The sequence below is a fragment of the Desulfothermus okinawensis JCM 13304 genome (assembly GCF_054654515.1).
The window spans coordinates 1-26,577 of the sequence record NZ_BAAIEW010000032.1; the positions used below are offsets into that span (position 1 = coordinate 1).

Here is a 26,577-nt window from a genome sequence, read left to right on the forward strand (position 1 = left end):
CAAGTGGGGAATTCAATTCGAAATATTTATGGAAAAGAGTAAAAAAGATAGTACGCCAGATTGAATCAGAAGACGGAAGCCTAATAGTAGATGACACAATAGTTCTTAAAGTCAATTAAAAATCCCCACCTAATGGCCCTTAAAATTCCCCAGTAAGTTTTAAATTTTTTAGTTTGTTGTACGTTTTTAATTCTGTAACTTTTACCTGTTATCTTGAAGATATGGGAATGATGAATAAGCCTATCATTATTGCTGATGCTACAGAATGAACCAATTTTAATAGTTATACAATTTTAATTCATCCAGTGCACCTGACAGAGCAGTTTCAAAGGTCATAACTCCCCATTCGTTTTTTGCAATTCCAACCAATAACTCGTGTATTACAAAATAATCTATAGTATTAATTTCTTCTATAACATCAAAAGGCTCATCCATATCATCTACAAAAATAGCCACTCCCTCACCGTTGAACTCAAATTTTAATTTGTGCCACCTGCCATCTACCAGATCTATTTTCTTTGATGAAACCTTACACTGTCCTTTTAAACACACTCTAAACTCATTGTCATTGGTCCATCCAAAATAGAATTCATTGTCCCCAGAGTCTCCCCTGTTTCCCTGAACAAAAGTATGATAATAGTCATATTTTGATTTTTCATCCAGTTTTACCCAGAAAGATAGGGTAAATGCCTCCATCATAATACCCTTGCCAGTATCTACTTCAACAAAATAATAATTGCTGTCTTCAGGATTATTATCTTGAAGCTGAATAGCTTCATAATTTATGCCTCCAATCCAGTTTGGGCCATCTGGACCATAATATACCCCATTATAACCATTACCTGCATAATCCCTTAAATTTTTGTCAAAGCTCAAAAAGAGTAAAAGGTTTCCATTTTCCTCTTTAACTTCAACCTTGGAAGTGGCCCAGTTGTACAATTCTCCATCTTTATAAATAATAACAAATGGATAATGCACTCCCACTTCTTTATAGGTAAAATTGTGTGTATTAAGCCTATTTTCTTGTATATCAATAAATCCATCTCCCTCAAAGTCCCAGCCATAAGTATAGCCACTACATTCTTCACATCCCAACAATGAAAGGGAGGCATTAAATGCCTGAATGCCATAGTTGGGACTAACTTTTAGCCCAATCTTAGGTGCAACCTGAAAACCATACACTTGCATTAGTTCACCTAGTTCATCACCAGTTAATGCCCTATTATATATCCTCACCTCTCCAATATATCCTTCAAATAAATCTTCTGCAGGGTTTTCGTCATTTGAAGTGGGATTGGCACCAATCATTAACGGCATGGTATTATTCCTTAAAGTTCCAGATACCTTTGTTGTACCTACTATTTTACTGTTTTGATAAAGCAATAATTCATTACCATTAAAGGTAAGGGCTACAAAAGACCATAAGTACCTAGGTATCCCAATTTCACTTGTTACATATACATAATCCTTCAATTCACTTATATAGATATATCCCCTGAGTCTGCCATTATATATATCCAACCCATATGCACCATTCTCATCTTTAGACACAATTTCATGTGTATTTTGTGTATCTACTGGATTTATCCACGCTGTAATTGTCAGTGTTTGGAGATTAAAAGCATCGTCATATGGTATTGTTATATAATCTCTATATCCATTTAGATAGAATTTATTATAGGTAGAAGAAGATATCTTAGAACAAACGGGATTTCCCATTTTTACTCCATCAAATCCATTTCCACTCATATCATCTGCTCTGCATCCACTAAAATCCCAAAGGCCTACTATTCCAGGTATTTGCTTTTTCTCAATATTAAATTCTACTATATTGCTCCATTGACGCTTAATACCACCTACAATCTGTCTCGCCTTGAAAAAGTATGAGTCTGGATTGGATAAATCTACATCAAAGGATTTACCAGGTGTGAAATTACCAGAGCTTAAAACTTCCTTACAATCAGGATCAGAGCAAATATCATAGGTAAATGTACCATTATCTCCAAGACAATTGGTTATGATATTGGTTACATTAAAATTAAGAGTGGTGGTCCCGTTATTATTTATATAATAGGTGTTATTTCCGCTCACCTGTAAAGGACTACTATCAGGATCAGAGATAAAGGTAAAACAATAGGTATCACTCCATGGACCAGGGGAATTGGCGTAGGAGGCCTGTGCATGCCAGTATAGAATCTGATTCTCGTAAGCATTATATGATGCATCCCAGATATAATAGCCATCTTTGTTTTGAGTATTTGTCCACGAGCTCTGCGCTACTATGTTTGCGAAATTCTTATCCTTTGCAACCTGGAATTTAACTGCCCTAACTGATGCATTGGAATCCACCATGAATGTATATGAAGGTTTAGTCAAAATAGCGCCATTAGATGGCGATATGTTTTGAACTGGAGGGGGAGCTGATACAGTAAAGCTTCTTTGTTCACTCCACAAACCATACTGCTTAGTTCCATTTACCTGGGATACAGCCCTCACCTTCCAGGTATAATTTCCCTGTTCTTCTGGAACATATTGAAGTGTCTCGTAGCTTAAGTTTTCATGATTAGCCACACTATATGTGTTATTTGTCCCATTGGGCTGAGTAATAAAGAAGTCCCAGGATACTATGGGATCATCATCAGGATCTTTGACCTTTTCATTCACTGTTAAGTAAATTGTCTGACCTGGTATAATTGTATTACCCCCATCTCCACCAGAAATATTAGAAGGTGCAGGAGGAGGACAATTTTTAACCATAAATTTACTGCTAGCACCACCCCATCCTCCAAGACTAACTATTAAATCATCATCTATCCTGGTCCCCCATTCATCATAGGCAACTATTGCAATATAACGATCTCCATACCCAATATCTTTATCTACTGTAAAGCTGGTTCCAATAATATCTGTGGCATTTGTTATGTCTTGATTAATGGTAATGGTTTTTAAAGGAGTGGTGATATCCTGATGCAAAAGATCTTTTTCGTATATTCTAATTTCATATTTTGTGACCCTGTCACCATCTATGTCTGGGTCAACGCTAAACCCTGTTGAGACTTCATCTCCAACACAGGCCTCAGTTGGAGAAGTGGGAGCATCCATTGAGGCAAGAGGTGGATGATTCTGGACATGAATTTCAGGAAAGTCTGAGGAGGTCCAGCAGCTCCATACACCATCCACAAGAACAGCAGCCCTTAAGTAAAGGGTATGCACCTTGTTATCAGAATAATGGGGAAGGGCTATGGTATATAGTGGCTCATCAATGAGATTGGAGTCGTAAATCATATTATCATCATTGGAAAAAGAAGGATCATTTGATATTTGTATCCTGTATTTTGTTGCATTTTCAACATCTTTTAGCCTTATTGTAAGACTTTCTCCATGGTTAAATATTTCATCCTGGGCCAGCTCATTTGGAAATTCAAATTCTGGAGGTGCTGGTCTTATCTTTAATGTATTATAATCACTGTGTGTCACACTTGTGCCAAGAAAACCCTTAATCCTCCAATAATAAGTCCCTGGAACAGATGGATTCCATGTATCAAATCCTGATCCTTTATATGTGAGTGTAGCTATTATATTTGTAAAATCTGAATCTGTGCTTATTTCCACAACAGGATCTAAAGATGGAAGTATATCCTCTCCTCCACTATTACTCCATCCTTTAAATTCTATTTCATTACCCATACATATAGACTCATTATCCTTTGGTTGAGATGCAACAATATATGGTACATTGGCATAGAATGATTTAATATCACTGTATTTTGTATATCCATATCCATTATCAGCTATAACTCTAACGTAATATAAAACACCTGGAAGCAATACATCAGGAAGATTAAACTGAGGAGAATCTGTTTCAAGGGTATTAATAATATTGTTAAAATCTGGATCAGAGGAAAACTCTACTTTATAACTTATGGGAGTATTTGCACTATCACTAACTCCTCCTATGGATAGGGGCCCATTTACAATTGAACCATTTTCTAATTGATTACTATTGAAAAATATCTGAGGAATACCTGAAAGTGTATTGGTGATTGTGATATAGGTGTGGTCAAAAGATTTTTTATCATCTATCTGTGCCATACATAATACATTTACCCTATCAGCATAAATATCCTTTATTTTTAATTGATTTGACTGCAAACTGGTAACTGATGCCAGTTTTTTATTGTTTATTAAAATATCTCCTTCTCCACTTATTTCAATATTTTCTATAAACCATTTAACGGTGGCATCAGATGGCTCAACACTACATATAAAGGTTACTTCATCCTGGGGATGTGCAATGATTTTATCTGATGATACCTTTACCTTTACAGAAGGTTTTAACACTGTGTTGGTGGCATGAATACCATTATCTGCAAAAGGATCATTTTTTATTGTAACAGTGGCCTCAACAAAGTCTGCCTGAAGTCCACCTTTTAGGGATATCTTTATTCCCTCGTCAAATCCCGCCTTAATCTCTGCACTCACAGGATATGAAAGGGTTATCTGTGGATAAATTCCAACATTGTCCAGATAATTTCTGTCCTCTGAATCTCCAATTAGACTATACAAAATATTAAAAAGGGTTTCACCATTGATAGTAAGAGATGGTTTTGAAGACACATCTGCCTCCACTGAACCAACTTCCTCTGCCTCTGCCTCCACTCCAGCATCCAGTCCAAGGGATACTTCCATATGCTCTGCCAGGGTCCTGAATAATTGCTTTTTATAATCCTCATTAATACTCACGTTATCTAGTAGTTCTTCAAAGGTTTTTTTATGGAGCTGTACAATTTTAGTTAATATTCCCTTTGGACTCACATCATCTGTAACTAACTGGAAAAATTCACTTAAGTTTCTAAGGGGCGTTATAATAAATGAATTAACATTACCCACCTTTAAGAAATGGAAAAAGGACAGGGCAGTGGTTAAATCAATTCCCACTCCCAATTCCCCTTCAAGTTTAAGATTTGCAGAACCACCACCGGTTCCTGTACCGCCAGCACCAATGCCTCCTCCAATCTCTCCCCCAATGCTAATACCAAAACTTATGCTATCTGTGAGGGTTGAAAGCCCCTGAAGGGTCAATTGATTCTGGATATTGGTAAGGAGAGTATCCATAAAATTAATAAAATCTTCGTCGCTTGGAAAACTCAGTTTTGGAATGGTCACAGGACCATCTTCACCATCCACCACCTCCACCTCTGGTGTCAAGTTGAGTAGATCCTTTGTGGAATTAAATGCACCTCTGATTATCCCTTCAACAGTATCCAGTAGTCCCTGGGTAAACCCAGAGGGATCCACACCTATTGAGAGATTTAGTGCTGTCTTTCCTTTTCCCCCAAGGAGTACATGATAATTAAATTCTATAGCAAACTCTATTCCGCCATAAACACCTAAATCAGGCCTTGTTGAACCATTGATTTCAATATAGTTTTTTCTGTATTTAGTTCTCAGGGTGATCCCTATTTCTGGATAGATTGAAGTGGATTTTTTTAAGAATTTATAAATAGTACCTGCTTCATCTGCATCATCAAAGATAAGGCTTGATGGCTGAAAATATAGGAGTACTCCTGTGGCATCTGAGAGATTTATTCCAAGTTCACCCCTTACACCATCTGGAAATAGATAACCCCCAAAACAAATAGCAGAAGAGGTGTCTTGTTCACATCTATCTGTTGAATCAGAATTTATTTTCATTAGAAATCTAAGTTCTTGGTTATCACTCTTGTAAAAAAATCCAGTTAAACCCGATGGCATATTATGACCCAGTTGAGTTATCGCATTTAAGATATAGCTAAGGGGAAAATCCTCTCCTACTTTTTCTGTAAATGCCTCAGAATACTTTGAAAAAGTATCTAAAATAGAATAACTTAAACTAAAGGAGTTTGACCCATTTTCTATAACAAGCTTACCAACACCTGACTCATAGGAAAAATACACATTGGCATCTTTTTCTGGATCAGGTAGAAAATCTTTAATATAACCTGGAACATCGCTTATGTGTTCTGCAAAATTGTTAAGTAAGTTATTTACATACTGAGCTTTATTTCCCAGAGTATCCAGGGAATTATCTATAACATCTTTCACACATGTCCCTGTATCGTTATATAAAAAATTTTTTATATCATTCATTAAGGTATCAGGATCTGATACTTCTCCAAAGATCCCCCTAGGGTCGTCTTTATATTGATTATACAACACTAGAAAATTATTCTTTATTTGTTCTCCTGCATCTTTAAATTCTCCTATACTGTCAAAAGGATTTAAAGATTTTATAGTGTTAAAATAATCTTTCAATTTAATTAAGGCCTTATAAACAGAATCAGAAACAAGATCATTCAATATTTTAAGACCTTCTTCTATAGTGGATTTGGTTTCAGAAATTGCGTATGTGATCCACTCTGAATATGCCCTTGTCTGTTTGGGTACATTGAGATAAAGCTCGCTATCTTTATAATATAAAATAGGTAAAACACCTGATATCTCTGTGGGCATATAATTTTTTAAATTATCTATAGTTTCTTCATCCACTTTTATAGAAGCAAAATACACCATGGGCAATGAATTAATCTCAGGAATAGAAATATTAGAGTAATGGTATTTTCCAATATCCATATCCTTAATATTAAGACCATAATCACTAATTAAAATATTTAATTTATAATTTTTATTATTGTCTATAGAATAGGAAACTATTGCAGGAAAACCCATAAAATTTACTATTCCTAAAAAATGCTCTGTATCTTTTATAATATCAATGTATTTATTTTGAATAATATTTATTTTATCCTTTAACATGGATATGACGATAAATTTATTTGAGACAAGAGAAGCCCTTGTGAGATTTTTTTCTCCCTCTGCAATTGATTTTACACTGTCTTTTAAATCTTCAAGTGCACTTTTTAAAGAATTATCCTCTATTTCTTCTACATCTAGATTTTTTGTTTCATAAATTCCTGATATATTTTCCAGACTCCTTTTTGCATTATGCAAAACTTCAATGTTTTTTTCTCCTGATACTGACCTTCCATATATATCTTTAACATTTATTTTTATCCTATACTCTCCTGCTAATGGATAAGAATAGGTTATCTCCTGTTCATTTATACTTTCTATTAGGTTATCTTTCTTGGAAGAAGTATCCATATCCCAGGATATATCTTTTACATCCATTTTAGTTGATACATATCCGCTAAATGTATCTCCTTCCAGGATGTAGTCAGGTATATTTATATCCATTAGCTTTGTATCTTTTGATGTCTTAAAATCAAATCTTATATCATTATCTATGGTTTCATTGTCTTCTGATGAGATGCCAGAATAGATAACTACACTATATTCAGTATCAGGCTTTAATAACAATTTAGGAATTATCTTTACAGACATCTTGTCTTTGCTCAACCAGACAGAAATCTCTATTTTAGTACCATTATCAAGTAGTCTAAACCAGCCCTTTTTAGTTATGTCATATGGATAGTCATCGAGTACAGATCTTTTATCTCCCGTAGTATTATTAGATTCAACTTTAATAGGTTTTGTAAAGGACAGATCTATGGTTCTATATAGGGGTGAGTCTTGATATTCTTCTGCTAATTGAGTTGTTGATCTGGTTAGAGAAAAACCCTTTGTTCCACTTTCCTGGGAAGAAGTGTCACTTTCGCTTATATTGGTATTATCTGACGAAAACGATTTAGTGTCATTATCGCCACATGAAATGATAATCAGAGATAAGGGCAAGAAAATAATCATTATTATATAATACTTCCAGTTTTTATTCATTTGCATCCCCCATCTTTTTTTATAGTTGATTATATTATTTAACAAAATTTTAAGTAGTTAACTTTGTTTATATATAAAAAGGAATATGTTTATATTAAATACATTTTATCTACCACTCTCAAAGAAAATTTTCAATAGTCATCATTAAAATTTTTTCATTTTTTTGCATAACATTATAATGTGCATATTAAACTGTTTTTTATCAAAAAGAAAAAGCTGGATGGTTGAGCTCGTAGATGTAGCAAATTGGATGAGAAGCCACTAACCCAAGTTTATCAAAATTTTTGATAACATTTGTAATAATTGCAATTCATTGTAAATCCTTTTTAAGGCGAGATAGGGGAAAGGATTAAGGTATTGCAAAAAGGAGAAAAAAGAGATAGGCGAGCTCCCCTAGGGGAGCTTGGGGAGAGAAGCCTTAAAAAGGAGTTTGTTTTTTATGTTAGTAAACAAAGAAGAGATAATTAAATTGTACAAAGAGGGGAAAGTTAAAGATTCTGAAGGGTTGAATGGTATTCTCAAAAAAGTGATGAAAGATATTGTTGAGACTTTATATCAAGCTGAACTTACTGAATTTTGGCACTTGTCAAGAATTTTGTGTAAAGGCATATAAATTCTCCAAGGAGTAATCATCGGTTTCAAAAGTTTTATAGAAGATAGAGTGTAATTTTGGGAGTGCGCCTTTAAATTTTGGCTCTGGTTTTTGCCATTTATTAGCATGTAATCTTTTAAGAAAGGCGTACCATTTAGCATGGAATATTGTTTTACTTTGGAAATATCCTCCAGTATTTAATATTATTTTTTCAAGTTCTTTATGGAGATTTTCTGATGCATTGGTTGATTTTAGTCTGGATCTCAACTGTTCAGGAAAACGTGTAAAGGTTAGAAAGTGTTCGGCTTTTGATTTAAGTTCTTTAGAGAAATGAGGATGTTTGGATTTAATTTTCTCTATCATTTCCATAAATAATGTATAGGCATCATCAAAAGTTTTTGCATTTTCTATATCTCTTATCACCTCTTTAAAATATCTGTATTCATCCTTGGAGAGGTGGAGTTTTGCATTTCTTTTTAGATGAACAATGCATAATTGATGCATTGATAGGGGAAAAAGTCCTTTTATGAGTTTAGTTAAGCCAGGAAAGTTATCTGTTACAAATAGAAGTACCCTTAATAGACCTCTATCTTTAAGGTCTAAAAGAAATTCTCTCCAGACAGTAATATTTTCATTTCCTTCAAAGAGTTTTGATCCTATAACCTCTTTTTTGCCTCCCATATTAACACCTACGGCAGTTAATAACACCATTTTTTTTACTTTATTATCTTCTTTTACATCTAAAGTTTTTGCATCTATAAAAACAGCAAACCAATGAGAAGAAAGTTCCCTTGTGATAACGTCCTGAAATTCTGTTGAAAGCCTGTTTGTAATGTTATTTATTTCTTCTGAAGAAAAAGGGAGATTTAGTTTCTTAAGAGAAGCTTTTAAAGCTTCTATAGAACTGGTAGATAAAAATAGGCTTTCTACGATATGGGAGTATTCCTGTGGAAGATACCTACTATATTTTGGAATAGAGGATGGAAAGAAGCTGGAAGTTCTTGTGCGAGGGATATTAACTTTTAAAGGAGTGTTATTTAGATACAGGGTTCTTGGATAAAAACCATTAGCATATTCTTCTGTGTTTTCTTTTAAGTAAATATTCCTCTCTTCCTTCATAATGGTATTAAGGATCAAAGGAACTACAGAGAGTTTAATTTTTTCATAGAAATCTTGGGAAGATAACTTGCCAGATATCAGGTTTTGTATTAATTCATCTAAGAGATTGTTTAACGTGTCTTTATTCATTATTTTACTTATTTTGTTTTGGAGTGAGTTTTTCGCAGAGGTTCCCTATAGGGAACCTCTATCTTTTTTTTCCATACCCTTTTATGTTCTCCATATTATCATCTATTCCCTCTTTACACAAAATTATTTTAACTCCCATATAAGGATGAGCAGAGGGTTTTTGTACCTTGTAGCAATAATAGATTGGTATAGTCGCTATATACTGTCCTGGGAGCTATCAAACACACTTGAAGTAGGATTTTGTCTTGAGGCACTACAGAAGGCACTAAAGATATCCAGACCTGAGATATTCAACAGTGATCAGGGTTCACAGTTTACGAGCAAGGAATTTACGGGGAGACTTGAGGATGCTGGGATACGAATCAGCATGGATGGAAGAGGCAGAGTATTTGACAACATTTTCATAGAGAGGCTATGGAGGACTCTAAAATATAAGGAAGTGTATATTCACAGTTATGAGACAGTCAAAGAAGCAAGAGAGAGTATAGATAGGTATTTCAGATTTTACAATATGGAGCGATTCCATGAATCTCTTGGGTATAGAACTCCTGAAGAAATCTATTTTGGACGGAGCCAAACAATTAATGAACAGGCTAAAGCAATCCACCTTAAACAACCTCATTTTTTGTCTTGACGTTGGGGTCCACTTTAGAAAAAAGGTTGAGATACAACCAAAAGACTCAAGATATGATTATAACTCCCAAGAGAATAATAAATGCCCTCAAGACTATAAATGCAATAGAGACCGATATAAACGGCAAAAAATATTATCTCAAATCCAAATACAACCGATTAGCTTCCAAGATGTTTGATATATTCAAAATCAAGACCATGAAGAACATAATGTCTGAACAAGATATGAGAAAATACCTGCTGGGATCTTCTCCAGAATACTTGTAGGGTAAATTTCCTCACTTTTGATTTTATAATCTACTAACTTTAAAGCCTTTTTGCCCATTCAACTGTCAAAGTCGGGGAAAAAGAAAATTCCTGATCTCCATTTACCTCATCAGATCCCCTTACATAAGTTCGCTCAATAAATCTAACAAGATTATTTTTGTCTACTATTAAAAGGATAGATGTCCTGGTCCCGTAATTTTCATCCTTTACAAATATAGGGGATAGAAATCTCTCAAGTTCAATCCCAACACCAGTGTTAGGTAATTTTTCATCTGGGAATTTTTTTGTGTCCCTTAATATTTCAAATAATTTTTCAGTTGTTGAAAGGGATAAGTCCTTTGTAATGTTAAAAAAAAGTTCCCTTAGTCTTTCACATTTTGGCCACTTATCCTGAAGAGTGCCATTACTCAATACATGGACACCCTTTGGTATTTTTTGAGATATTAGTTTTATGTTATTAAAATAAAATAGCCTATTTTTAGTCCCAAATACTATATTGTATCCATTATATTTTTTAGCTGTTTTTTTTAAAGTGTATAGATATTCTTTGTCAGTGAAATTTCCCACCAAAAAGTCTACAATTAAAGAGCCCCTGGACTTTTTCTTGGGGTCCTGATTTGGTTCCCTGAAATTTGTTAAAAGTCCAATCCTGCCATTTTTCTTGTTTATTCCAAACCATGTACCCCCTTGCTCCAGGTCCCTTCCTGCAAGTATATCTGGGTATTCCTCCCAGAAATGGGCCTTTTTCGTGCAACGGGAGTGGTATTCATCCCTATTTGATAGGATAACTAATGGGAAGTTATCAAAATAATTGTAAGCAATTAGAGCTATACACATAATGTTTATGAGGGGGGCTTTTGGAAGCCCCCTTATCTTTTAAATTGATATTCCAGCCTTGAAGCCGTCGTGGATTGCATTAATCGCCTGGGCTACTTTATTTGCATCCCCAATTACCTTATATGGAATGTTTAGGGCCTCTACTTGTTTTGCCAGCGAATTTTCTGACTTTGATCCAACAGCAAGGACCACAGAATCAGCTGGCAGGAATTTTTCTTCACCTTTCATGTCAACATATATACCATCTTTAGTGATTTTTAAAGCCTTTGTTCTGGTATGATATTTGACTCCAAATATCTCCATATCCCTCATCATTGTCCAACGGGTGGACTTTCCTATGTCCTTACCAATTGAGTCTAACATTTCAATTAAGGTAACATCCTTTGTGCCTTTAATGCAGAGTTCTCGTAGGTGTTCTGGCTCTTCAACATTATTTATGAGCAAGAATTTTAGGTCTTCTCCATCAAGGGTTCCCCTTTCAGCAAGGTCAATGGCGGTTTCAACTCCAACAGCCCCTCCTCCAATTACCACTACCTTTTTGCCAACATACACCTTACCCTCTAAAACATCCCATGCCTGGTGTACGTGCTTTTGATCAATGCCTTCAATTGGCGGGGTTATTGGTCTAGCGCCAGTTGCAATAATTATAAAATCTGGGTTTTCCTTCTTGATATCCTCTATGGTGGCCTCCTTGCCCAGTTCCACCTCCACATCACTACCTAAGAGTATATTTTCCAGGTTTTCAGCAAGTATTAAAAATTCTTCCCTGCCCCTGGGAAGACCTGCAATATTTAACTGTCCTCCTAGCCTATCTGATTTTTCCCACAGTTTTACTTTGTGTCCCTTCATAGAGGCACCAAGGGCTGCCCATATCCCTCCTGGACCTCCACCAATTACAATTACTTTTTTTGGATCTTTTGTTTTTTCAAGTTGTCCATATTCAACTTCATGACCAGCCATTGGATTTGCAAGACACTCAATTGGTTTTAGCTGGAATACATGGTCAAAACATCCTTGCCCACAACTCACGCAGTGGATTATTTCATCTTCTCGTCCTTCTTTTGCCTTGTTTGGTAGATCTGGATCAGCAATTAAAGGACGGGCCAGTGCCACCATATCACACATGTGGTCAACTATTAGTTCCCTGGCAATATCTAAGTTGTGTATTCTGTGGGAGGCGATCACAGGGACAGATAAAGCTTCTTTGAATTCCCTTGCCAGGTAAGCGAAGCCAGCTACTGGAACCGAGGGAGTAAGTTGTGGTACCCGAGCTTCATGCCATCCCACATTTACGCAAAAGGCATCTACTCTTGCATCCTGCTCCAGTTTTTTTGCAAATTGTATCATGTTTTCCCTGCCAATACCTCCTTCCATTAGGTCATTGCCATTGACTCTTACAAGTACAGGGAAATCTTCGCCAACAGCACCTCTCACTGACTTTAATACTTCAATTCCAAAACGCATCCTGTTTTCAAGGCTACCACCATATTCGTCTTCTCTTTTATTTGTGAGTGGTGATAAAAATGCGCTAATTAAATATCCAGTTCCAGCCAGTATTTCTACTGCATCAAATCCTGCATCCTTACATCTTTTTGCTGCCTTTCCAAAGTTATCAATAATTTCATTTATTTCTTCCTTTGTAAGCTCCCTTGGAGTCTCTTTGGTAAGTCTGCATGGAACAGGGGAAGGACCAACTGGTTGTTCACCGTTCAGGAAAAAAGAATGGTTATATCTTCCTGAATGATTTAGCTGGATACACGCCTTTGCCCCGTTATCCTTAATTTCCTTTGCAAGTTCAGAAAGTCCTGGTATGAATTCGTCTTTGTGTGCCCCTATATTCAATGGAGTTCCTGATCTATGGTCAATTGTTGCATAACCAACACATATCATTCCAGCTCCGCCTCTAGCCCTGACCCTGTAAAAGGCCTTTATATTTTCTGTTACCATGAAATTGTTTGCCATATTAAGGTGCATTGCAGGAAGATATATCCTGTTTTTTATTTCCATATTATTAATATTAATTGGTTGAAAGAGCGGATCTTTCATAAAGATATCCTCCTTTTATATAAATTTTGATAGGTCTACGCCGACTTCCTTTGCACGTATAGATAACCATTCATTTTCGTCTTTTGGTGGAGGTGTCCAATTATCTTCCTTTTTTATAAGCTCAATTGCATCAGAGGGACAGGTGGATACGCAAAGCCCACAACCAATACACCTATCTTCTATAACAGAGTATACGCCATCTTCTTCTTTTATGGCATTTACCTGACATCTTTCATCTTTGCATGTCCCACATCCAACACATAAGTCTGGATTGATTTTAGCCCTATACCTTGAGTTTACTGCTTCATTTACTCCAACTTCATTTATTGCCCTCAACACACCACAGCAGCATCCACAGCAATTACATATGAAATAGGTATCATCCTGGGTATTAAATGTTAAATGGACTAGCGCAGATTCTTCGGCTTTTTTTAGTATATTATATGCCTCTTCCTTTGTTATTGGCCTACCCCAATGGTCAAACTGTTCTATAATTCCTGGAATTTTGGCTACAGCCAGGCAAACTTCCTGGGGTTTATCACACGGTTCACCAACCAATGCCTTTTCTTTTTTGCAAATGCATTGGGCAACCCCAAAGGATTTTCCATTTTCAATGATTTCTGATACCCTTTCAAAGGGAAGGGCCTCTTGCTCTGCGTTTAAGTTTTCTTCAATGGGGAGTACCTGCATAAGTCTTGGTGATTTTCCCAATAACTTTTTGCCAATATATGGCATAAATTCCTCACAGAGTTTGGCCAGTTCTTCATCCATTCTGTTAACCTGATATTCATAAATTCCAACCATCCACGGCATCATCTTAAACAATTTAGTCCCTCCAAAATCTACCCCCATTATCTGTCCCTTTTTCCACATCTCTGTTAGCTTTTTCTCAAGGAACTCTTTTTCCATTCCCGTCCTTTTGGCAATGTCATCTACTGTTTCAAATTTCAGTTTTAGTTTGCAAAATAGCTCTGCTTCATCTGGTTCAAAGATCTTTTTTAAAATTTTGATCTCAAGTCCATCTGGTGTTGATGGAAATCCCTGAGGCATAGAATCTAGTACCTGTGCCAGTTTTTTGTAAACGTCTCCCATGTCTTACCCCCCTTTGGTTTCTAATATTTCTAATAAAAATTTCTTAAACAAGAGTTTTTCTTCCAGAGAAAAGTTTTTAAGCAACTCTTCATTTGCCTGTTTCCTTATTTCAATTAATTTTTTCTGGATATCCATGCTCTTTTCTGTTGGAAAGATCCTAATGACCCTTTTGTCATTGGGATCTGCCTTTTTTTCTATCCAGTTTCCCCTGTATAGCCTTTCCACAATCCCGGACACAGTTGCCTTATCAATATTCAGTATTCTAGAGAGTTCCATTGAAGTCAAACCAGGCGCTAACCACAATGCCTCTAATACAAGATGTTGTACATTTGTAAGTCCAAAGGTCCTTAATTTAGATTGAAGTATCTTATATGCCTTTTGATAGACCTTTGCTATGAGAAAAATATAGCAATCAGTTTCCCTTAAAAATTCCCTTAAATTTAGTTGGTTCATAAACAAACTTTTGATTTTTATGTTAAGTTAAAGAATCTATATTTAAATAGAAATTTGGATTTTTTATTTGATTTAAAAAAGTTTGTATACTAACAATCTAACTGTGTCAAGGGGAATGATATGTATTGACGAATTTACTTATTCCATTAACTCCGAAGTCTCTAGTTTTAATAAACTTGAGATGTTTAGCCCCCCTCCCAATATATCAGGAAAGATGTCGCCGGGGCTGGTTTAAGATGAAAGGGGTATTAGTCCTCTTGTCTTGTTAGCCTTTCCCCTAGGAGGAAGGGGGAATTTCAACCTGGGCGGTAGGAGATTTTTTTATGGTTTATCCTGATAATGTTAAAAAAAGTATATTTAAACAGATTAATGTAGTACCCCACTCTATAATAAGCTCCTCGTATAATACCCTTTCCATTACTTATTGTTGTATTAATCCATTTGAGTAATCTTACTATTGTCTCTTGCTGCATAACCAATTTTCCTCTTTTGCACATAATTATAAAAATTAGAGTCAATAATCGGAGCTAATTCAATAGGTAGGATTTATTATATTATCTAATAAATTTTCTTTAGTTGTATAATAATATTTAATTTGTATTTATATTATAAAAATAGTAAAAAATTATCTGCTAAGGGATTGAAAATGGTGATCATTATTTATTACTTTTCCAAAAATTTTGGCAGAGAGAGCAGCTTTTTCAGTCATGAAAGATTTCCTCTTATTGAATACAACCCAGATTGCCTTTAGCAACTTATTTAAAACTACTATTATTACCCTTTTATTATTTCCAAAAGCTTTTAGTAAAGACATGTATAATGTTTTTTTGCCTCATGGAAAAAAAGTGTAATGTAGTTAAAGAGTTAAGTTTTAATTTGGGAGATTTCATGTTTAATTTGCTGGACAGGTTTTTTGATGGGTTTAGGGTTTTAGTAAATTATACAGAAAGCTAAAAAATCTTTGGAGATATGGATACCAATATGGTATTGGGAGATGTCGTAGATTCCTTAAAAGGATTGTTGAATCTCCCTTATTAGATTTTCCCAATGTGGCAGGGACTTTTAAGCCATATAAAAATGAATTCTTTTCCCTCGGCTTTTATGCATAATAGTAATAACAATATGTCAAGAAAATTTGAGGAGGAGAAAAAATGGACAATGGTCTAAAACCTTTGGAGCGAGTTGTGTTAACATTAGAAGGAAAAGAAACAGATCGAGTACCTGTTTGCACATTGAGTGTAGGATGTGCCCGCTTGGCTCTAGGAATTTCTTTCCCCGATTTCTCAACCAATGGAGAGTTAGCAGCTGAGGCCTTGATATATGCAAACCGACTGACAGGTGAAGATATTATCTTTTCTTTTATTGATTTATCAGTGGAAGCTGCGGATTTTGGACAAGAAATGGTTTATCCCCCGAACACTACCGCTCATCCCAACTACCATAATCCCCTAATCAAGACTGTTGATGATTACGAGCGATTAAATGTAGTTGATCCCACCAGTTCACCTCGGATGTCAAATTATCTAAAAATGACCTGCTTATTGGTAGAAAAATCTGGTAAAGATTATCCTGTTATTAGCTTTGTTTATGGCCCATTAGGTGTTCTTGGAATGATGAGGGGTACAGAAAGAATGTATGAAGATATTTTGGAGTATCCAGAAAAGGTTAAAGTAGCTTTAGATGTGATCAATGAGGTGCTAAAAAAATATACTCAAGCCCAGTGTAATTTAGGGGTAGCAGGTGTATGTGTGGACACACTTCCGGCCTCGTTGTCTGGGGTGAGCTCGGTTTTGTGGGAAGAATTTGAGGGTAAGTATGTTAAAGTTTTGGGAGATATCATAAGAGAATCAGGTTGTTTAGTAGTAAACCATGGCTGTGGTCATAGACCATATTTTAAAGAAGTGATCAAGTGGTTGAATCCAGGAGTAGTCTCATTTGCAGAATTGCCCTACCAATGTGATAGCATGGAACAACTTAAAAAGACCTATGGGCAGGATATTACCCTCATGGGCGCTATGTCTACGGATTTTTTATATTATGGAAGTCCAAAAGAAGTTATAGAGGAATCGTGGAGACAAATTGATAAGCTAGGGAAAGGAGGGCGTTATATATTAGCTCCTGGATGCGAATACCCTCCTAATGCAAATATGATGAACGCTCGTGCAATGGTAGTGGCTTCAGAACTTTATAATCGTCAGAAATAGGAGGAGCAACATAATGAGAGACTTACAAAATTTGGCAGAGTTTTTAAAGAAATTAGAGAGAAAAGAGTTCAATGAACTTTTGGATAAGGTGGTAAAAAAGTATGACCCACAAAAGATCATAGAACAGGTATTTACCCCTACTATAACTGAAATCAGGGCTCATTGTCGTAACGATGAAATTGCAATACCTGAATTGATTCTTTCCATGCGGTTACTAATGGACCTTCTAGCTGCTCTAGATATGAAACAGGTGAGAAGAGAGTATGCATATAATAAGATAGTATTGGGTGTTATTGAGAGTGATCCTCATGACATGGGAAAGAACATAGTGAAAAGGGTATATGAGTGCTATGGATTTCAAGTTTATGATCTTGGAAAAGATGTTCCAGCACCAAAGTTCGCTGAAAAGGCTAGCGAAATATCGGCTGATATAGTTGGAATTTCGACTATGATGAGTACAACCTTAAATGAAGTTTGTGAAACCATCCAACTAGTAAAAAAAAGAAGTCCAAACACAAAAGTAATAGTTGGCGGCGCTTTCATTACACCTGAGGTAGCCATGAGTATTGGAGCAGATGGTTATGCAGAATCAGCAGGAGATCTGATTGAGAGTACAGAGAAGATGTTTGCCTGTTCATAAAAAAACTATTCAGGGGTCACAAAAAGAAGGACACCTTATGCAATATGTAACTGCTTTGGATATTAGCTTAAAGGAAAATGAAGTCCATAGATGTTTAGGTTATAAAAAGCAGATGAAACCCTCACGAGAAATTAGTCGCATGTTGCGTGAAATCTTTAGAGGCGTATTAAACCGATTTCAAGCATTAGCGACGTATAAGATGATTCAAGAGTTCCACGCAACAGATGGAAAGGTGCTTACTCCATTTGGAGAAATACAAAGCCGAAAAATATCATCACTAGCTAGAAAGGCTAAGAATTTATTAGTTGGATTAGTCACGGTCCCTGAAATCGTTGCTAACATAACTGGTGATGATTTAACGCGTGATTATCTTGTATACGGAGTGGGAACAGCGGTGGTAGAAAAAGGTGTGGATTCTCTGCTCCTTATTCTTGAAAAAGAAACAGGATTATATGCGTCCCTTCCATTTAGTCCTGGATATTGTGATTGGGATATCAGGGGGCAAGGGTTTATCTTTAAGGCAATTGATCCCTCTCCAGTAAACGTAAAATTGATATCCAAAAGTTTTAGAATGGTTCCAATTCATACTATATCTTTTGTGAGCCTGTTGGGTATCCAAAATTCGGATCGAAATCCCTGCCGATACTGTACGGCAAAAAGATGCTCATTCAGGAGACCTTGATAGTGGTATTCAATATCCTAGAAGGTTTAATTGCGAGTATTTCCTTGTATTATTACTGATCATTTAGCCATAGTTCGGAGCATTGCTCCGAACTATGTAACAAGAGCTGTATAAGTCATTTTAACCCAAGTTTTGATAAACCTAGTATAGGGTTCCCAATAGGCAGATTTATGAAAATTTTATTGGGACATGTCTTTTTGTTGACTATTAAAAAAAAGTAAGATAATTAAAATCGTCTTTGGGATGGATTGTTGAAAAAAATTTTTTTCAAGGAGAGAAAGAAATGGACCATATCATTAAAAAAATCGAACAGGACCATATGAGATATGATATTCCTGAATTTAGGGCAGGTGATACAATCAATGTCCACATAAGATTAATTGAGGGCGAGAAAGAAAGGATTCAGATATTTAAAGGTACTGTTATCAGGGTAAGGGGTGGTGGAACAAACAAGACTTTTACAGTTCGCAAAATATCAGGAGGGATTGGTGTTGAGCGTACTTTTCCAATCCATTCACCCTCAATTGAAAGGATAGAGGTGGTTGATAGGGGTAAGGTACGTCAGTCTAGGATTTACTACCTAAGGGATAGAAAGGGTAAAGCTGCCAGAATTAAGTCAAGGGATATTTATTAAAGAGTTATAGGTGAATGAAAAAAAAGATCTTATAATTGCAGGAATAGACGAGGCCGGTCGGGGATGTCTGGCCGGTCCCGTTGTTGCTGCGTCGGTTATCTTGCCAAAGTATTATTCACTCCCAGGTCTTAGAGATTCAAAAAAAATTTCTCCCAAAAAGAGACTTATTTTAGAAAAGCAAATAAAAGAGATCGCCATATCGTGGGGTATTGGACTTGCAACCCCAAGGGAAATTGACACCCTTAATATCTTAAGGGCTTCACTTCTTGCTATGGAAAGGTCCTTTTCTAAGTTATCTGTGAAGCCTGATATTGTGTATGTGGATGGAATATATGCTCCAAATTTAATGGGAGTTGAGATATTTTGTGTGAAGAAGGGTGATGACAAGATACCACAGATTTCAGCTGCATCAATCCTTGCAAAGACCTTTAGGGACCGTTTAATGGAAAAAATTGACGAGAAATATCCACAATATGGCTTTAAAAAACATAAGGGTTATGCTACAAAGCTGCATCTGGAAAGGTTAAGGTTGGTTGGTCCATCATTGGTACATAGGAAGAGTTTTAAAGGAGTTAAAGAATTTTTTAGGGAAGAGATGTGTCTTTTACAAAATCCAGATTGGGAAAACTAGGCGAAGATATTGCTGAAAAATTTTACAGAAAAAGGGGATATAAGGTCTTGGACAGAAATTTCAGGACCAAGAGGGGAGAGATAGACCTAATTGTTGAGAAAAATAACCAGGTGATTTTTGTAGAAGTTAAGACCAGGACAGGTGAGAGATACGGTGAACCCAGGGAGTTTGTGTATCCAAGTAAACAAAAAAAGATGGTATCTGCTGCTAATAGATATTTAACAAAGAATAAATTGTGGCGTAAAAACATTAGATTTGACATTATTGGCATTATAAAACATGGTGATAAAATAAAAATAGAGCATGAGAAAGACGTCATTACAATTGGGGACACTCTGGATTGTGGCAACACCTATTGGCAACCTTGGTGATATCACCAAGAGGGCAGTAGAGGCCTTAAAACAGGTTGATGTAATAGCCTGTGAAGATACCAGGACCACTGGGAAATTACTAACGGTCCTTGGAATTTTTGGGAAAAAGCTTATCAGTTTTTATGACAATGTTGAAAAAGAAAAGACAGAACAAATTGTAAAGATTTTAGAACAGGGAATAGACGTTGCCCTTGTTTCTGAAGCAGGTTCACCGATTATTTCTGATCCAGGATTTTTTATTGTTAAAGAGTGCAAAAAAAGGGGGATAAAGGTATCAGTTGTCCCAGGTCCAAGTGCGCCTGTTGCAGCCTTAATAGCTAGTGGAATAGAGCCAATACCATTTACATTCCTGGGATTTATGCCCAGAAAAGAAGGTGACATAAGGGGAGTTTTGGCGCCTTTTTCAAATTTGAATACCACCCTTATTTTTTTTGAAAGAAAATCCAGGCTAAAGGCAAGTTTAAAAATAGCAAATGAAGTATTGAAGGGACAAAGAGAAGTTGCTATTGTCAAGGAACTTACCAAAAGACATGAAGAAGTAATCCATCTTTTCTTATCTGAATTTGAAAAATTGGGGGAGTTAAAGGGAGAGATTACTGTGGTTATATCTCCACCTGAGAAAAAAGAATTAAAGACTCCAATGGAAGATGTGGTAAATATAATAAAGGAGGAGATAGAAGGGGGATATAAGGGACGAGAGTTAGTAGACAGGGTAGTGGAGCTCTGTGTTGGATGGAACAAAAAAGAGGTGTATAATCTCTATTTAAGAGTGAAAAATGGGTAGGACACATCTTTTAGCGCTGCTTAAATGTTTTTTTAGGACCTATTTTATAGGCAGTATGTACAATACCAAGGGACTTCAAAACCTTGGTCTGCTCTATGTTATGGATCCTGGACTAAAACTTTTTTATGGGAAGGACACAAAAGAGTATCTCAAGGCAAGAGGGAGGTACCTATCCCATTACAATTCCCATCCCTATTTTTTGCCCCTTCTTGCTGGATATTTTTTATTTATAGAATGTCGAATATCCCAGAAGATGATTTCACCCAAGTCCCTAGAGACCATAAAAGAGACCTCAGCATACACCTTAAGTGCCATTGGTGATTCTTTTTTTGGGGGATCTCTCCTTGTTACCTGGGCACTCACTGAGGTATTGCTGGTTTTATATGGTCAAAAAACATTTGCACTGCTTTTTCTTTTAGCTTCTTTTTTTACGCTTCAGGCCTTTAGATTCGCCCTCTTTTGGAAAGGGTGGACCAGGGGACTTGCTTTTTTTCAACTACTTAAAGAAATAAACTTAATTGAATGGTCCAATAGACTTAAGATTTTAAATGGTTTTATTCTTGTTTGGATTTGGTATAGGATTTCTTGTTTGTCAAGTTATGATCATTTTAACTTCTTTTTATTAGGTGGGATAGTAGTGTCTATCTCGTCGTTTCTTATTTATAGAAATCAAATTCCCAGAGAGATTTTGGTGGTGCTATTTTTTGTTGTTATGATGTTTTTTTTGTAAAAGGAAAGGGTTTTCAAAAGATGAAGGAAGATTTGTTTTGTTCAGAGGTAATTATAAACAACAATCTTGGAATTCATGCAAGACCAGCTGCCCTTTTAGCAAAAGAGGCAAGTAAATATAAATGTGATATAAAGATAGTTATGGATGAAACAGAGGTAGATGCAAAAAGTATATTGGATATTTTGACTTTGGCCGCATCTAAGGGAAAATCTATAAAACTAGTTGCCAGGGGCGAGGATGCAAAAGAGGCAATTGAAAATATTAGCTCTTTAATAGAGCAAGGATTTGGAGAATTGTAAAATAAGGAAAACATTATGGCTAAAAGGATCCTTCAGGGAATAGCAGTTTCTGTAGGTATTGCAATAGGCCGTGCATATATTTTGAGCAGGGACCATTATTGTTTGGCACCAATTCAAAACATATCTGAAGACCTGGTTGAACAGGAGCTAAAACGACTGCAAGATGCATTTGATCTCACAATATCAAATCTAAAAGACCTAAAAGAAAGAATACCAGAAGAACAGACAGAGTATTCTTCTATAATTGATACACACATAATAATGCTTCAGGATCCAAAGCTCAAAGATGCAATTGTAAAATACATAAAAGATATGAAATTAAATGCAGAATGGGCTATAGAAAAGGGGGTTGCAGATATAGAAAAGTCATTTAAAGGCATAGAGGATGAATTTTTCAAAACAAGAATCAGTGAAATTAAGCTCCTAAGCAGGAAAGTGATTGGAAATCTAATTGGTGCTGAGGAAGAATTAAAACCTATAAAATCAAGGGTAATATTAATAGCTCATGAATTAACTCCTGCAGATACAGTTGAATTGGATGTAAGTAAAATAATGGCATTTGTCACAGCCCAGGGAGGAAAGACTTCCCATGTGTCAATTGTTGCCAGGACCCTTGGGATACCTGCAATAGTTGGAATAGAAGATGTGGAGAATCTTATTTTAGACGATGAACTTATCATTGTTGATGGATTTACAGGCAAAGTATTAATAGAGCCGGAAGAAGAAGAAATTTATGAATATACTGAAAGGCAGATAAATTTTGAGCAATATAAAAGGGAATTATTCCACCAAAGGGGACTAGCGGGCAAGACAAGAGATGGGTTTCATGTAAAGGTAATGGCAAATATTGAACTGTTTGAAGAAGTGAGTTCAGTTATAGATTATGCAGCAGAAGGCATAGGCTTATACAGGACAGAATATTCTTACCTGTATAGATCCAAGATGCCAAGTGAAGATGAATTATATGAAGAATATAGGGACCTTGTATCCATAATGGCGCCCAAATCTGTTGTGATCAGGACATTGGATGCTGGAGGGGATAAAATAGGTAAGGGTTTTGAAAGATTAGAAGAGTCCAACCCAGTTATGGGACTTCGGGCAATTAGGTTTTGTCTTAAATTTAGAAATATATTCAAGACACAATTAAAGGCAATCTTAAGGGCTGCACAAAATGGAAATGCCTCAGTTATGTTCCCCATGATTTCTGGACTTGAAGAACTCAGACAGGCAAAGGAAGCTTTAGAGGAGGCAAAAAGGGAGCTTGAAGAGGAGGGTAAACCATATAAAGGAGATATACCAATTGGCATTATGATTGAACTTCCATCTGCAGTGTTGGTTGCGCATCACCTTGCAAAGGAAGTCGATTTTTTTAGCATTGGCACCAACGATCTAATTCAATATTCCCTTGGCATTGACCGTACCAATAAGTATGTATCCCACCTGTTTCAGCCCCTACATCCAGCTATCATTAAGAGTATAAAGCACACAGTGGATGTTGCTAAAAAGTCTGGAATTGAGGTTACAATGTGCGGGGAAATGGCAGGAGATCCCTTTTGTATACCCATTTTAATTGGCATGGGGGTGGAAGTCCTTAGCTCAACTCCCCATTCTATACCTGGAATTAAAAGGGTTATTCGTATGTTATCTAAAAAAGAGTGCGAAGATCTCCTGGAGAAAGTTTTGCAAAATAGTTCTGTGAAAGAAAATAACAAAATAGTTAAGGAAAAGGTGTTTGATCGGATTCCAGAGGAACTAACATTTTTTACATCTTTTTTTGACCATTAAAGAGGAAAGTTTTTGACCTATGTCTCAAAAGGAAAAAATAAAGGTTATTGCCACAAATAAAAAGGCATTTCATTTTTATGACATTTTAGATAGGCGCGAAGCAGGGTTGGTTTTGACTGGTTCTGAAATAAAGTCCATTAGACAGGGCAAGGTAAATTTTAAGGATAGCTATGTTAGATTTTATAGAGGAGAGGCCTATCTAGTGGGCCTTCATATTGCTCCATATGAAAAGGCCTCCTATCTTGGACATGAACCTGAGCGAGATAGAAAGCTCCTTCTCCACAAACGAGAGATTATGTCTCTTCAGGGAAAAGTTCAACAAAAGGGGCTTACTATAATTCCCCTAAAGATATATTTAAAAGGTCCCTGGGCAAAGGTGGAGATCGCCCTGTGCAGGGGTAAAAATATAAGGGATAGAAGGGAAGAATTAAAGAGAAAGGCTATAAAAATGGACATTGCCAGGGAGATGTCCAAATATAAATAACCATGACACTTGAACTAAAAAGAGATCACAAAAGGTTTTTGACTTCCCTTTTTGGGGAACAAGACGTATTATTTGAACGGGAAGAGATATTAATATATGGCACTGATGCCAGTAAAAGATTTTCTCTCCCATCTGTGGTTGTGAGACCATCCTCTGTGCATCAGATACAGGAGTTACTCAAGTGGGCAAATAAAAATAAAATCCCAATAATTCCCAGGGCACGGGCAACAAATGTTGTGGGTGCTTGTGTTCCCATAAACGGTGGAATAGTTGTCTCAACCCTGAAATTAAACAAAATTTTGGACATAGATGATGTGGACTTTGTGGCTGAGGTTGAGCCAGGGGTAGTTACAGGGGAATTCCAGAAGTTTTTAAAGGAGAGGTCTTTATTTTATCCTCCAGATCCAGCGTCTGCAAATATTTCCACAATTGGTGGAAATGTGTCTCAAAACGCAGGAGGACTACGTGCAGTAAAATACGGGGTAACAAAAGACTATGTCCTGGGACTAGATGTTTGTATTCCAGGGGGGAAGATGTTGTGCCTTGGGGGGAGATCACATAAAGATGTTGTTGGATTAGACCTCAAATCTTTAATGGTTGGCTCAGAAGGGACACTTGGATTTTTTACCAAAATAATTTTAAAGCTCCTGCCCTTGCCTGAAGCCTCAATATCAGTGTTAGTTGGCTTCAGTTCCCTGGAACAATTACTGGAAGTTTCCATTAAAATATTAAAAAATGGGCTTATGCCAGTAGCAATGGAGTTTATGGACAACGATGTTTTACGTTGTATTAAAATGTTAAATAAAGAAGTGGTGCCTGATGATACAGATGCAATGCTTTTGCTTCAGTTTGATGGGGATTTAGATGCAGTGAATGCCGCAGTTTGTAAATGCGAAAAGATAATTAAAGACACAGATGTTACATATTATGAAAAAGGGGGGGATTTAAAGCGAGAAGAAGAAATATGGGAAATTAGACGACTTATTAATCCTGCATCCCATAAGATGGGAGATAAAAAGATTGCAATGGATATTTGTGTTCCCAGATCAAAGATTCCATATATAATAAAATATTCAAAGAAAATAGGAAAGGAGTATGACTTACCTGTGCTTTGTTTTGGACACCTGGGTGATGGAAATATACATGTAAATATAATGTATAGCAAAAATAATGAAGACAAGGCTCATGAATTAGATAAAAAAATATTAAAAAAGACCATTGCAGTTGGTGGCACCATTTCAGGGGAACATGGTATTGGGCTTTTAAAACTGGATTTAATTCAAGGGCAAATATCAACCACAGAGCTAAATTTAATGAGAAAAATAAAGAAGATATTTGATCCACATAATATCATGAATCCAGGAAAAGCTTATTAATTTTTAATTATTTAATTTGCCTATTTCTTTAGCTCCGATTATTGATCGGGTTATGGATCAAGTGATTAGTGAATAGTGAAAGGTAAAGTGTGAGTGTATGTGTATGTGTGTGTATATGGAAGTTACAGACCACAGACACAGATCACAGCAGTTTTTAGTTGTTAGTTGTTAGTGGTTAGTTTTTAGTTATTAGTCTTTAGTTATTAGTGAAAGGTGAAGGATACTAAAACGTCGAACCTTGAACTTTGAACATTGAACGTTGAACTTTAGACACCCACAGACACAGTCCACAGATCACAGACACAATTTAAATTTATAAAAAAAGGGGGAGATTATGAATACAAGAGAGATGTTAGGTGGTTTTTGGGAGAAAAAATTAAATATATTAAAACAGATACTGGAAAAAAATAATTTTGAAGTATTTTTAGCCCCAAGGCTTAAGCATGTAAAAAAACTGTTTATAAATGAAATTTTAAGTAAATTGGATGATATCAAAAAGGTCTCTTTTGGAGGTTCCCTTACTGTAGTGGATTCTGGAATTTATTCCTTTTTTAAGGAATCAGGTGATTATGAGGTGATAGACACCTATGACAGGACCATTCCAAAGGATGAGTTCATACATAGAAGGAGACAGGCACTTTTGTCTGACCTTTTCATTACAGGCACCAATGCAGTAACTGAAGATGGGGTTTTGGTAAACCTGGATGGATATGGGAATAGGGTGGGAGCCATTGCCTTTGGTCCCAGGTATGTGACACTACTCATTGGAAGAAATAAGGTGGTTACTGATTTAGATGAAGCTGTAAACAGGATAAAGGGTTTTGCAGCTCCAATAAATACTATAAGACTTGGTAGAAAGACCCCATGTGCAAAGACACTCAAGTGTGAAGATTGCAATAGTCCAGATAGGGTATGCAATGTTTGGGTTATTACTGAGAAATGTTTTCCACCAAAAAGGATTAAAATAATCTTAATAAATGAAGATTGTGGATTTTAGTAATATTACACAATGT

Annotated in this window: 22 protein-coding genes and 1 pseudogene; 16 read left to right on the plus strand and 7 right to left on the minus strand. The window is 36.0% G+C overall.

The window, feature by feature from the left end; translation table 11 throughout:
- Positions 1 to 276: 276 nt before the first annotated feature.
- Positions 277 to 7,776 carry a LamG-like jellyroll fold domain-containing protein gene (locus ACYQ0O_RS11405; protein ID WP_459893163.1) on the minus strand — a complete coding sequence of 2,500 codons (7,500 nt, stop codon included), beginning with the start codon at positions 7,774 to 7,776 and terminating at the stop codon, positions 277 to 279.
- Between the two features lie 439 nt (positions 7,777 to 8,215).
- Between ACYQ0O_RS11405 and ACYQ0O_RS11410 the strand changes: the two genes are divergently transcribed.
- Entirely contained in the window at positions 8,216 to 8,389 is a 174-nt protein-coding gene (locus ACYQ0O_RS11410) for a hypothetical protein (RefSeq protein ID WP_459893165.1), read from the plus strand.
- On the opposite strand, the gene ACYQ0O_RS11415 is transcribed toward ACYQ0O_RS11410, so the two are convergent.
- Entirely contained in the window at positions 8,363 to 9,616 is a 1,254-nt protein-coding gene (locus ACYQ0O_RS11415) for an IS256 family transposase (RefSeq protein WP_459893168.1), read from the minus strand. The two genes, ACYQ0O_RS11410 and ACYQ0O_RS11415, sit on opposite strands and share 27 nt — an antisense overlap.
- A gap of 133 nt (positions 9,617 to 9,749) precedes the next feature.
- Here ACYQ0O_RS11415 and ACYQ0O_RS11420 point away from each other — a divergent pair.
- Both ACYQ0O_RS11420 and ACYQ0O_RS11425 read left to right on the plus strand, forming a co-directional pair.
- Positions 9,750 to 10,250: pseudogene (locus ACYQ0O_RS11420) on the plus strand (IS3 family transposase); the annotation flags it as partial.
- A gap of 53 nt (positions 10,251 to 10,303) precedes the next feature.
- A complete protein-coding gene (locus tag ACYQ0O_RS11425; RefSeq protein ID WP_459893170.1) occupies positions 10,304 to 10,516 on the plus strand; it encodes a hypothetical protein in 213 nt (70 codons plus the stop codon).
- Between the two features lie 39 nt (positions 10,517 to 10,555).
- On the opposite strand, the gene ACYQ0O_RS11430 is transcribed toward ACYQ0O_RS11425, so the two are convergent.
- The 5 genes from ACYQ0O_RS11430 to ACYQ0O_RS11450 all read right to left on the minus strand — a co-directional run bounded on the left by ACYQ0O_RS11430 (position 10,556) and on the right by ACYQ0O_RS11450 (position 15,758).
- Entirely contained in the window at positions 10,556 to 11,353 is a 798-nt protein-coding gene (locus tag ACYQ0O_RS11430) for an NRDE family protein (RefSeq protein WP_459893173.1), read from the minus strand.
- Positions 11,354 to 11,392: 39 nt separating this feature from the next.
- On the minus strand, positions 11,393 to 13,399 hold the full coding sequence (locus ACYQ0O_RS11435) for an oxidoreductase (protein WP_459893176.1): 2,007 nt from the start codon (positions 13,397 to 13,399) through the stop codon (positions 11,393 to 11,395).
- A gap of 15 nt (positions 13,400 to 13,414) precedes the next feature.
- A complete protein-coding gene (locus tag ACYQ0O_RS11440; protein WP_459893178.1) occupies positions 13,415 to 14,491 on the minus strand; it encodes a 4Fe-4S dicluster-binding protein in 1,077 nt (358 codons plus the stop codon).
- 3 nt (positions 14,492 to 14,494) lie between these two features.
- On the minus strand, positions 14,495 to 14,944 hold the full coding sequence (locus ACYQ0O_RS11445) for a MarR family winged helix-turn-helix transcriptional regulator (protein ID WP_459893180.1): 450 nt from the start codon (positions 14,942 to 14,944) through the stop codon (positions 14,495 to 14,497).
- Between the two features lie 625 nt (positions 14,945 to 15,569).
- Positions 15,570 to 15,758: a hypothetical protein gene (locus ACYQ0O_RS11450; RefSeq protein ID WP_459893182.1), complete on the minus strand. Its 189-nt coding sequence runs from the start codon at positions 15,756 to 15,758 to the stop codon at positions 15,570 to 15,572.
- A gap of 337 nt (positions 15,759 to 16,095) precedes the next feature.
- Between ACYQ0O_RS11450 and ACYQ0O_RS11455 the strand changes: the two genes are divergently transcribed.
- The 13 genes from ACYQ0O_RS11455 (at position 16,096) to ACYQ0O_RS11515 (ending at position 26,561) form a co-directional block, all read left to right on the plus strand.
- On the plus strand, positions 16,096 to 17,148 hold the full coding sequence (locus ACYQ0O_RS11455; RefSeq protein WP_459893184.1) for a uroporphyrinogen decarboxylase family protein: 1,053 nt from the start codon (positions 16,096 to 16,098) through the stop codon (positions 17,146 to 17,148).
- Between the two features lie 13 nt (positions 17,149 to 17,161).
- A complete protein-coding gene (locus ACYQ0O_RS11460) occupies positions 17,162 to 17,788 on the plus strand; it encodes a cobalamin B12-binding domain-containing protein (protein WP_459893186.1) in 627 nt (208 codons plus the stop codon).
- Positions 17,789 to 17,825: 37 nt separating this feature from the next.
- A complete protein-coding gene (locus ACYQ0O_RS11465) occupies positions 17,826 to 18,470 on the plus strand; it encodes a hypothetical protein (protein WP_075069926.1) in 645 nt (214 codons plus the stop codon).
- 283 nt (positions 18,471 to 18,753) lie between these two features.
- Complete coding sequence (rplS, locus tag ACYQ0O_RS11470; protein ID WP_459893188.1) at positions 18,754 to 19,104, plus strand: 50S ribosomal protein L19; 351 nt, start codon at positions 18,754 to 18,756, stop codon at positions 19,102 to 19,104.
- A 10-nt stretch (positions 19,105 to 19,114) separates the two neighbouring features.
- Positions 19,115 to 19,735, plus strand: coding sequence for a ribonuclease HII (locus ACYQ0O_RS11475; RefSeq protein WP_459893190.1), 621 nt, complete (start codon positions 19,115 to 19,117; stop codon positions 19,733 to 19,735).
- On the plus strand, positions 19,702 to 20,106 hold the full coding sequence (locus ACYQ0O_RS11480) for a YraN family protein (protein WP_459893192.1): 405 nt from the start codon (positions 19,702 to 19,704) through the stop codon (positions 20,104 to 20,106). Before ACYQ0O_RS11475 ends, ACYQ0O_RS11480 begins: the two co-directional genes overlap by 34 nt.
- Entirely contained in the window at positions 20,039 to 20,890 is an 852-nt protein-coding gene (gene rsmI / locus ACYQ0O_RS11485; RefSeq protein WP_459893194.1) for a 16S rRNA (cytidine(1402)-2'-O)-methyltransferase, read from the plus strand. The genes ACYQ0O_RS11480 and rsmI overlap by 68 nt, the downstream gene beginning before the upstream one ends.
- Positions 20,883 to 21,620, plus strand: coding sequence for a PTS system mannose/fructose/sorbose family transporter subunit IID (locus ACYQ0O_RS11490; RefSeq protein WP_459893197.1), 738 nt, complete (start codon positions 20,883 to 20,885; stop codon positions 21,618 to 21,620). The genes rsmI and ACYQ0O_RS11490 overlap by 8 nt, the downstream gene beginning before the upstream one ends.
- 20 nt (positions 21,621 to 21,640) lie before the next feature.
- Positions 21,641 to 21,919: an HPr family phosphocarrier protein gene (locus ACYQ0O_RS11495; protein ID WP_075069933.1), complete on the plus strand. Its 279-nt coding sequence runs from the start codon at positions 21,641 to 21,643 to the stop codon at positions 21,917 to 21,919.
- Positions 21,920 to 21,934: 15 nt separating this feature from the next.
- Positions 21,935 to 23,704: a phosphoenolpyruvate--protein phosphotransferase gene (ptsP, locus tag ACYQ0O_RS11500; RefSeq protein WP_459893199.1), complete on the plus strand. Its 1,770-nt coding sequence runs from the start codon at positions 21,935 to 21,937 to the stop codon at positions 23,702 to 23,704.
- A 19-nt stretch (positions 23,705 to 23,723) separates the two neighbouring features.
- Positions 23,724 to 24,188, plus strand: a complete 465-nt coding sequence (gene smpB, locus ACYQ0O_RS11505) for an SsrA-binding protein SmpB (protein ID WP_459893201.1) — start codon at positions 23,724 to 23,726, stop codon at positions 24,186 to 24,188.
- 2 nt (positions 24,189 to 24,190) lie between these two features.
- Positions 24,191 to 25,564 carry an FAD-binding oxidoreductase gene (locus ACYQ0O_RS11510; RefSeq protein WP_459893203.1) on the plus strand — a complete coding sequence of 458 codons (1,374 nt, stop codon included), beginning with the start codon at positions 24,191 to 24,193 and terminating at the stop codon, positions 25,562 to 25,564.
- 334 nt (positions 25,565 to 25,898) lie between these two features.
- Positions 25,899 to 26,561 carry a lactate utilization protein gene (locus tag ACYQ0O_RS11515; RefSeq protein ID WP_459893205.1) on the plus strand — a complete coding sequence of 221 codons (663 nt, stop codon included), beginning with the start codon at positions 25,899 to 25,901 and terminating at the stop codon, positions 26,559 to 26,561.
- Positions 26,562 to 26,577: the final 16 nt, after the last annotated feature.

Coding starts and splice junctions, on each gene's coding strand:
- ACYQ0O_RS11455 (WP_459893184.1), top strand. CDS start 16,096: ATGGACAATGGTCTAAAACCTTTGGAGCGAGTTGTGTTAACATTAGAA.
- ACYQ0O_RS11440 (WP_459893178.1), bottom strand. CDS start 14,491: ATGGGAGACGTTTACAAAAAACTGGCACAGGTACTAGATTCTATGCCT.
- ACYQ0O_RS11495 (WP_075069933.1), top strand. CDS start 21,641: ATGAAGGAAGATTTGTTTTGTTCAGAGGTAATTATAAACAACAATCTT.
- ACYQ0O_RS11410 (WP_459893165.1), top strand. CDS start 8,216: ATGTTAGTAAACAAAGAAGAGATAATTAAATTGTACAAAGAGGGGAAA.
- ACYQ0O_RS11430 (WP_459893173.1), bottom strand. CDS start 11,353: ATGTGTATAGCTCTAATTGCTTACAATTATTTTGATAACTTCCCATTA.
- rplS (WP_459893188.1), top strand. CDS start 18,754: ATGGACCATATCATTAAAAAAATCGAACAGGACCATATGAGATATGAT.
- ACYQ0O_RS11510 (WP_459893203.1), top strand. CDS start 24,191: ATGACACTTGAACTAAAAAGAGATCACAAAAGGTTTTTGACTTCCCTT.
- ACYQ0O_RS11405 (WP_459893163.1), bottom strand. CDS start 7,776: ATGAATAAAAACTGGAAGTATTATATAATAATGATTATTTTCTTGCCC.
- ACYQ0O_RS11425 (WP_459893170.1), top strand. CDS start 10,304: ATGATTATAACTCCCAAGAGAATAATAAATGCCCTCAAGACTATAAAT.
- ACYQ0O_RS11415 (WP_459893168.1), bottom strand. CDS start 9,616: ATGAATAAAGACACGTTAAACAATCTCTTAGATGAATTAATACAAAAC.
- ACYQ0O_RS11515 (WP_459893205.1), top strand. CDS start 25,899: ATGAATACAAGAGAGATGTTAGGTGGTTTTTGGGAGAAAAAATTAAAT.
- ACYQ0O_RS11445 (WP_459893180.1), bottom strand. CDS start 14,944: ATGAACCAACTAAATTTAAGGGAATTTTTAAGGGAAACTGATTGCTAT.
- ACYQ0O_RS11435 (WP_459893176.1), bottom strand. CDS start 13,399: ATGAAAGATCCGCTCTTTCAACCAATTAATATTAATAATATGGAAATA.
- ACYQ0O_RS11450 (WP_459893182.1), bottom strand. CDS start 15,758: ATGTCTTTACTAAAAGCTTTTGGAAATAATAAAAGGGTAATAATAGTA.
- ACYQ0O_RS11460 (WP_459893186.1), top strand. CDS start 17,162: ATGAGAGACTTACAAAATTTGGCAGAGTTTTTAAAGAAATTAGAGAGA.
- ACYQ0O_RS11490 (WP_459893197.1), top strand. CDS start 20,883: ATGGGTAGGACACATCTTTTAGCGCTGCTTAAATGTTTTTTTAGGACC.
- rsmI (WP_459893194.1), top strand. CDS start 20,039: ATGAGAAAGACGTCATTACAATTGGGGACACTCTGGATTGTGGCAACA.
- ACYQ0O_RS11465 (WP_075069926.1), top strand. CDS start 17,826: ATGCAATATGTAACTGCTTTGGATATTAGCTTAAAGGAAAATGAAGTC.
- smpB (WP_459893201.1), top strand. CDS start 23,724: ATGTCTCAAAAGGAAAAAATAAAGGTTATTGCCACAAATAAAAAGGCA.
- ptsP (WP_459893199.1), top strand. CDS start 21,935: ATGGCTAAAAGGATCCTTCAGGGAATAGCAGTTTCTGTAGGTATTGCA.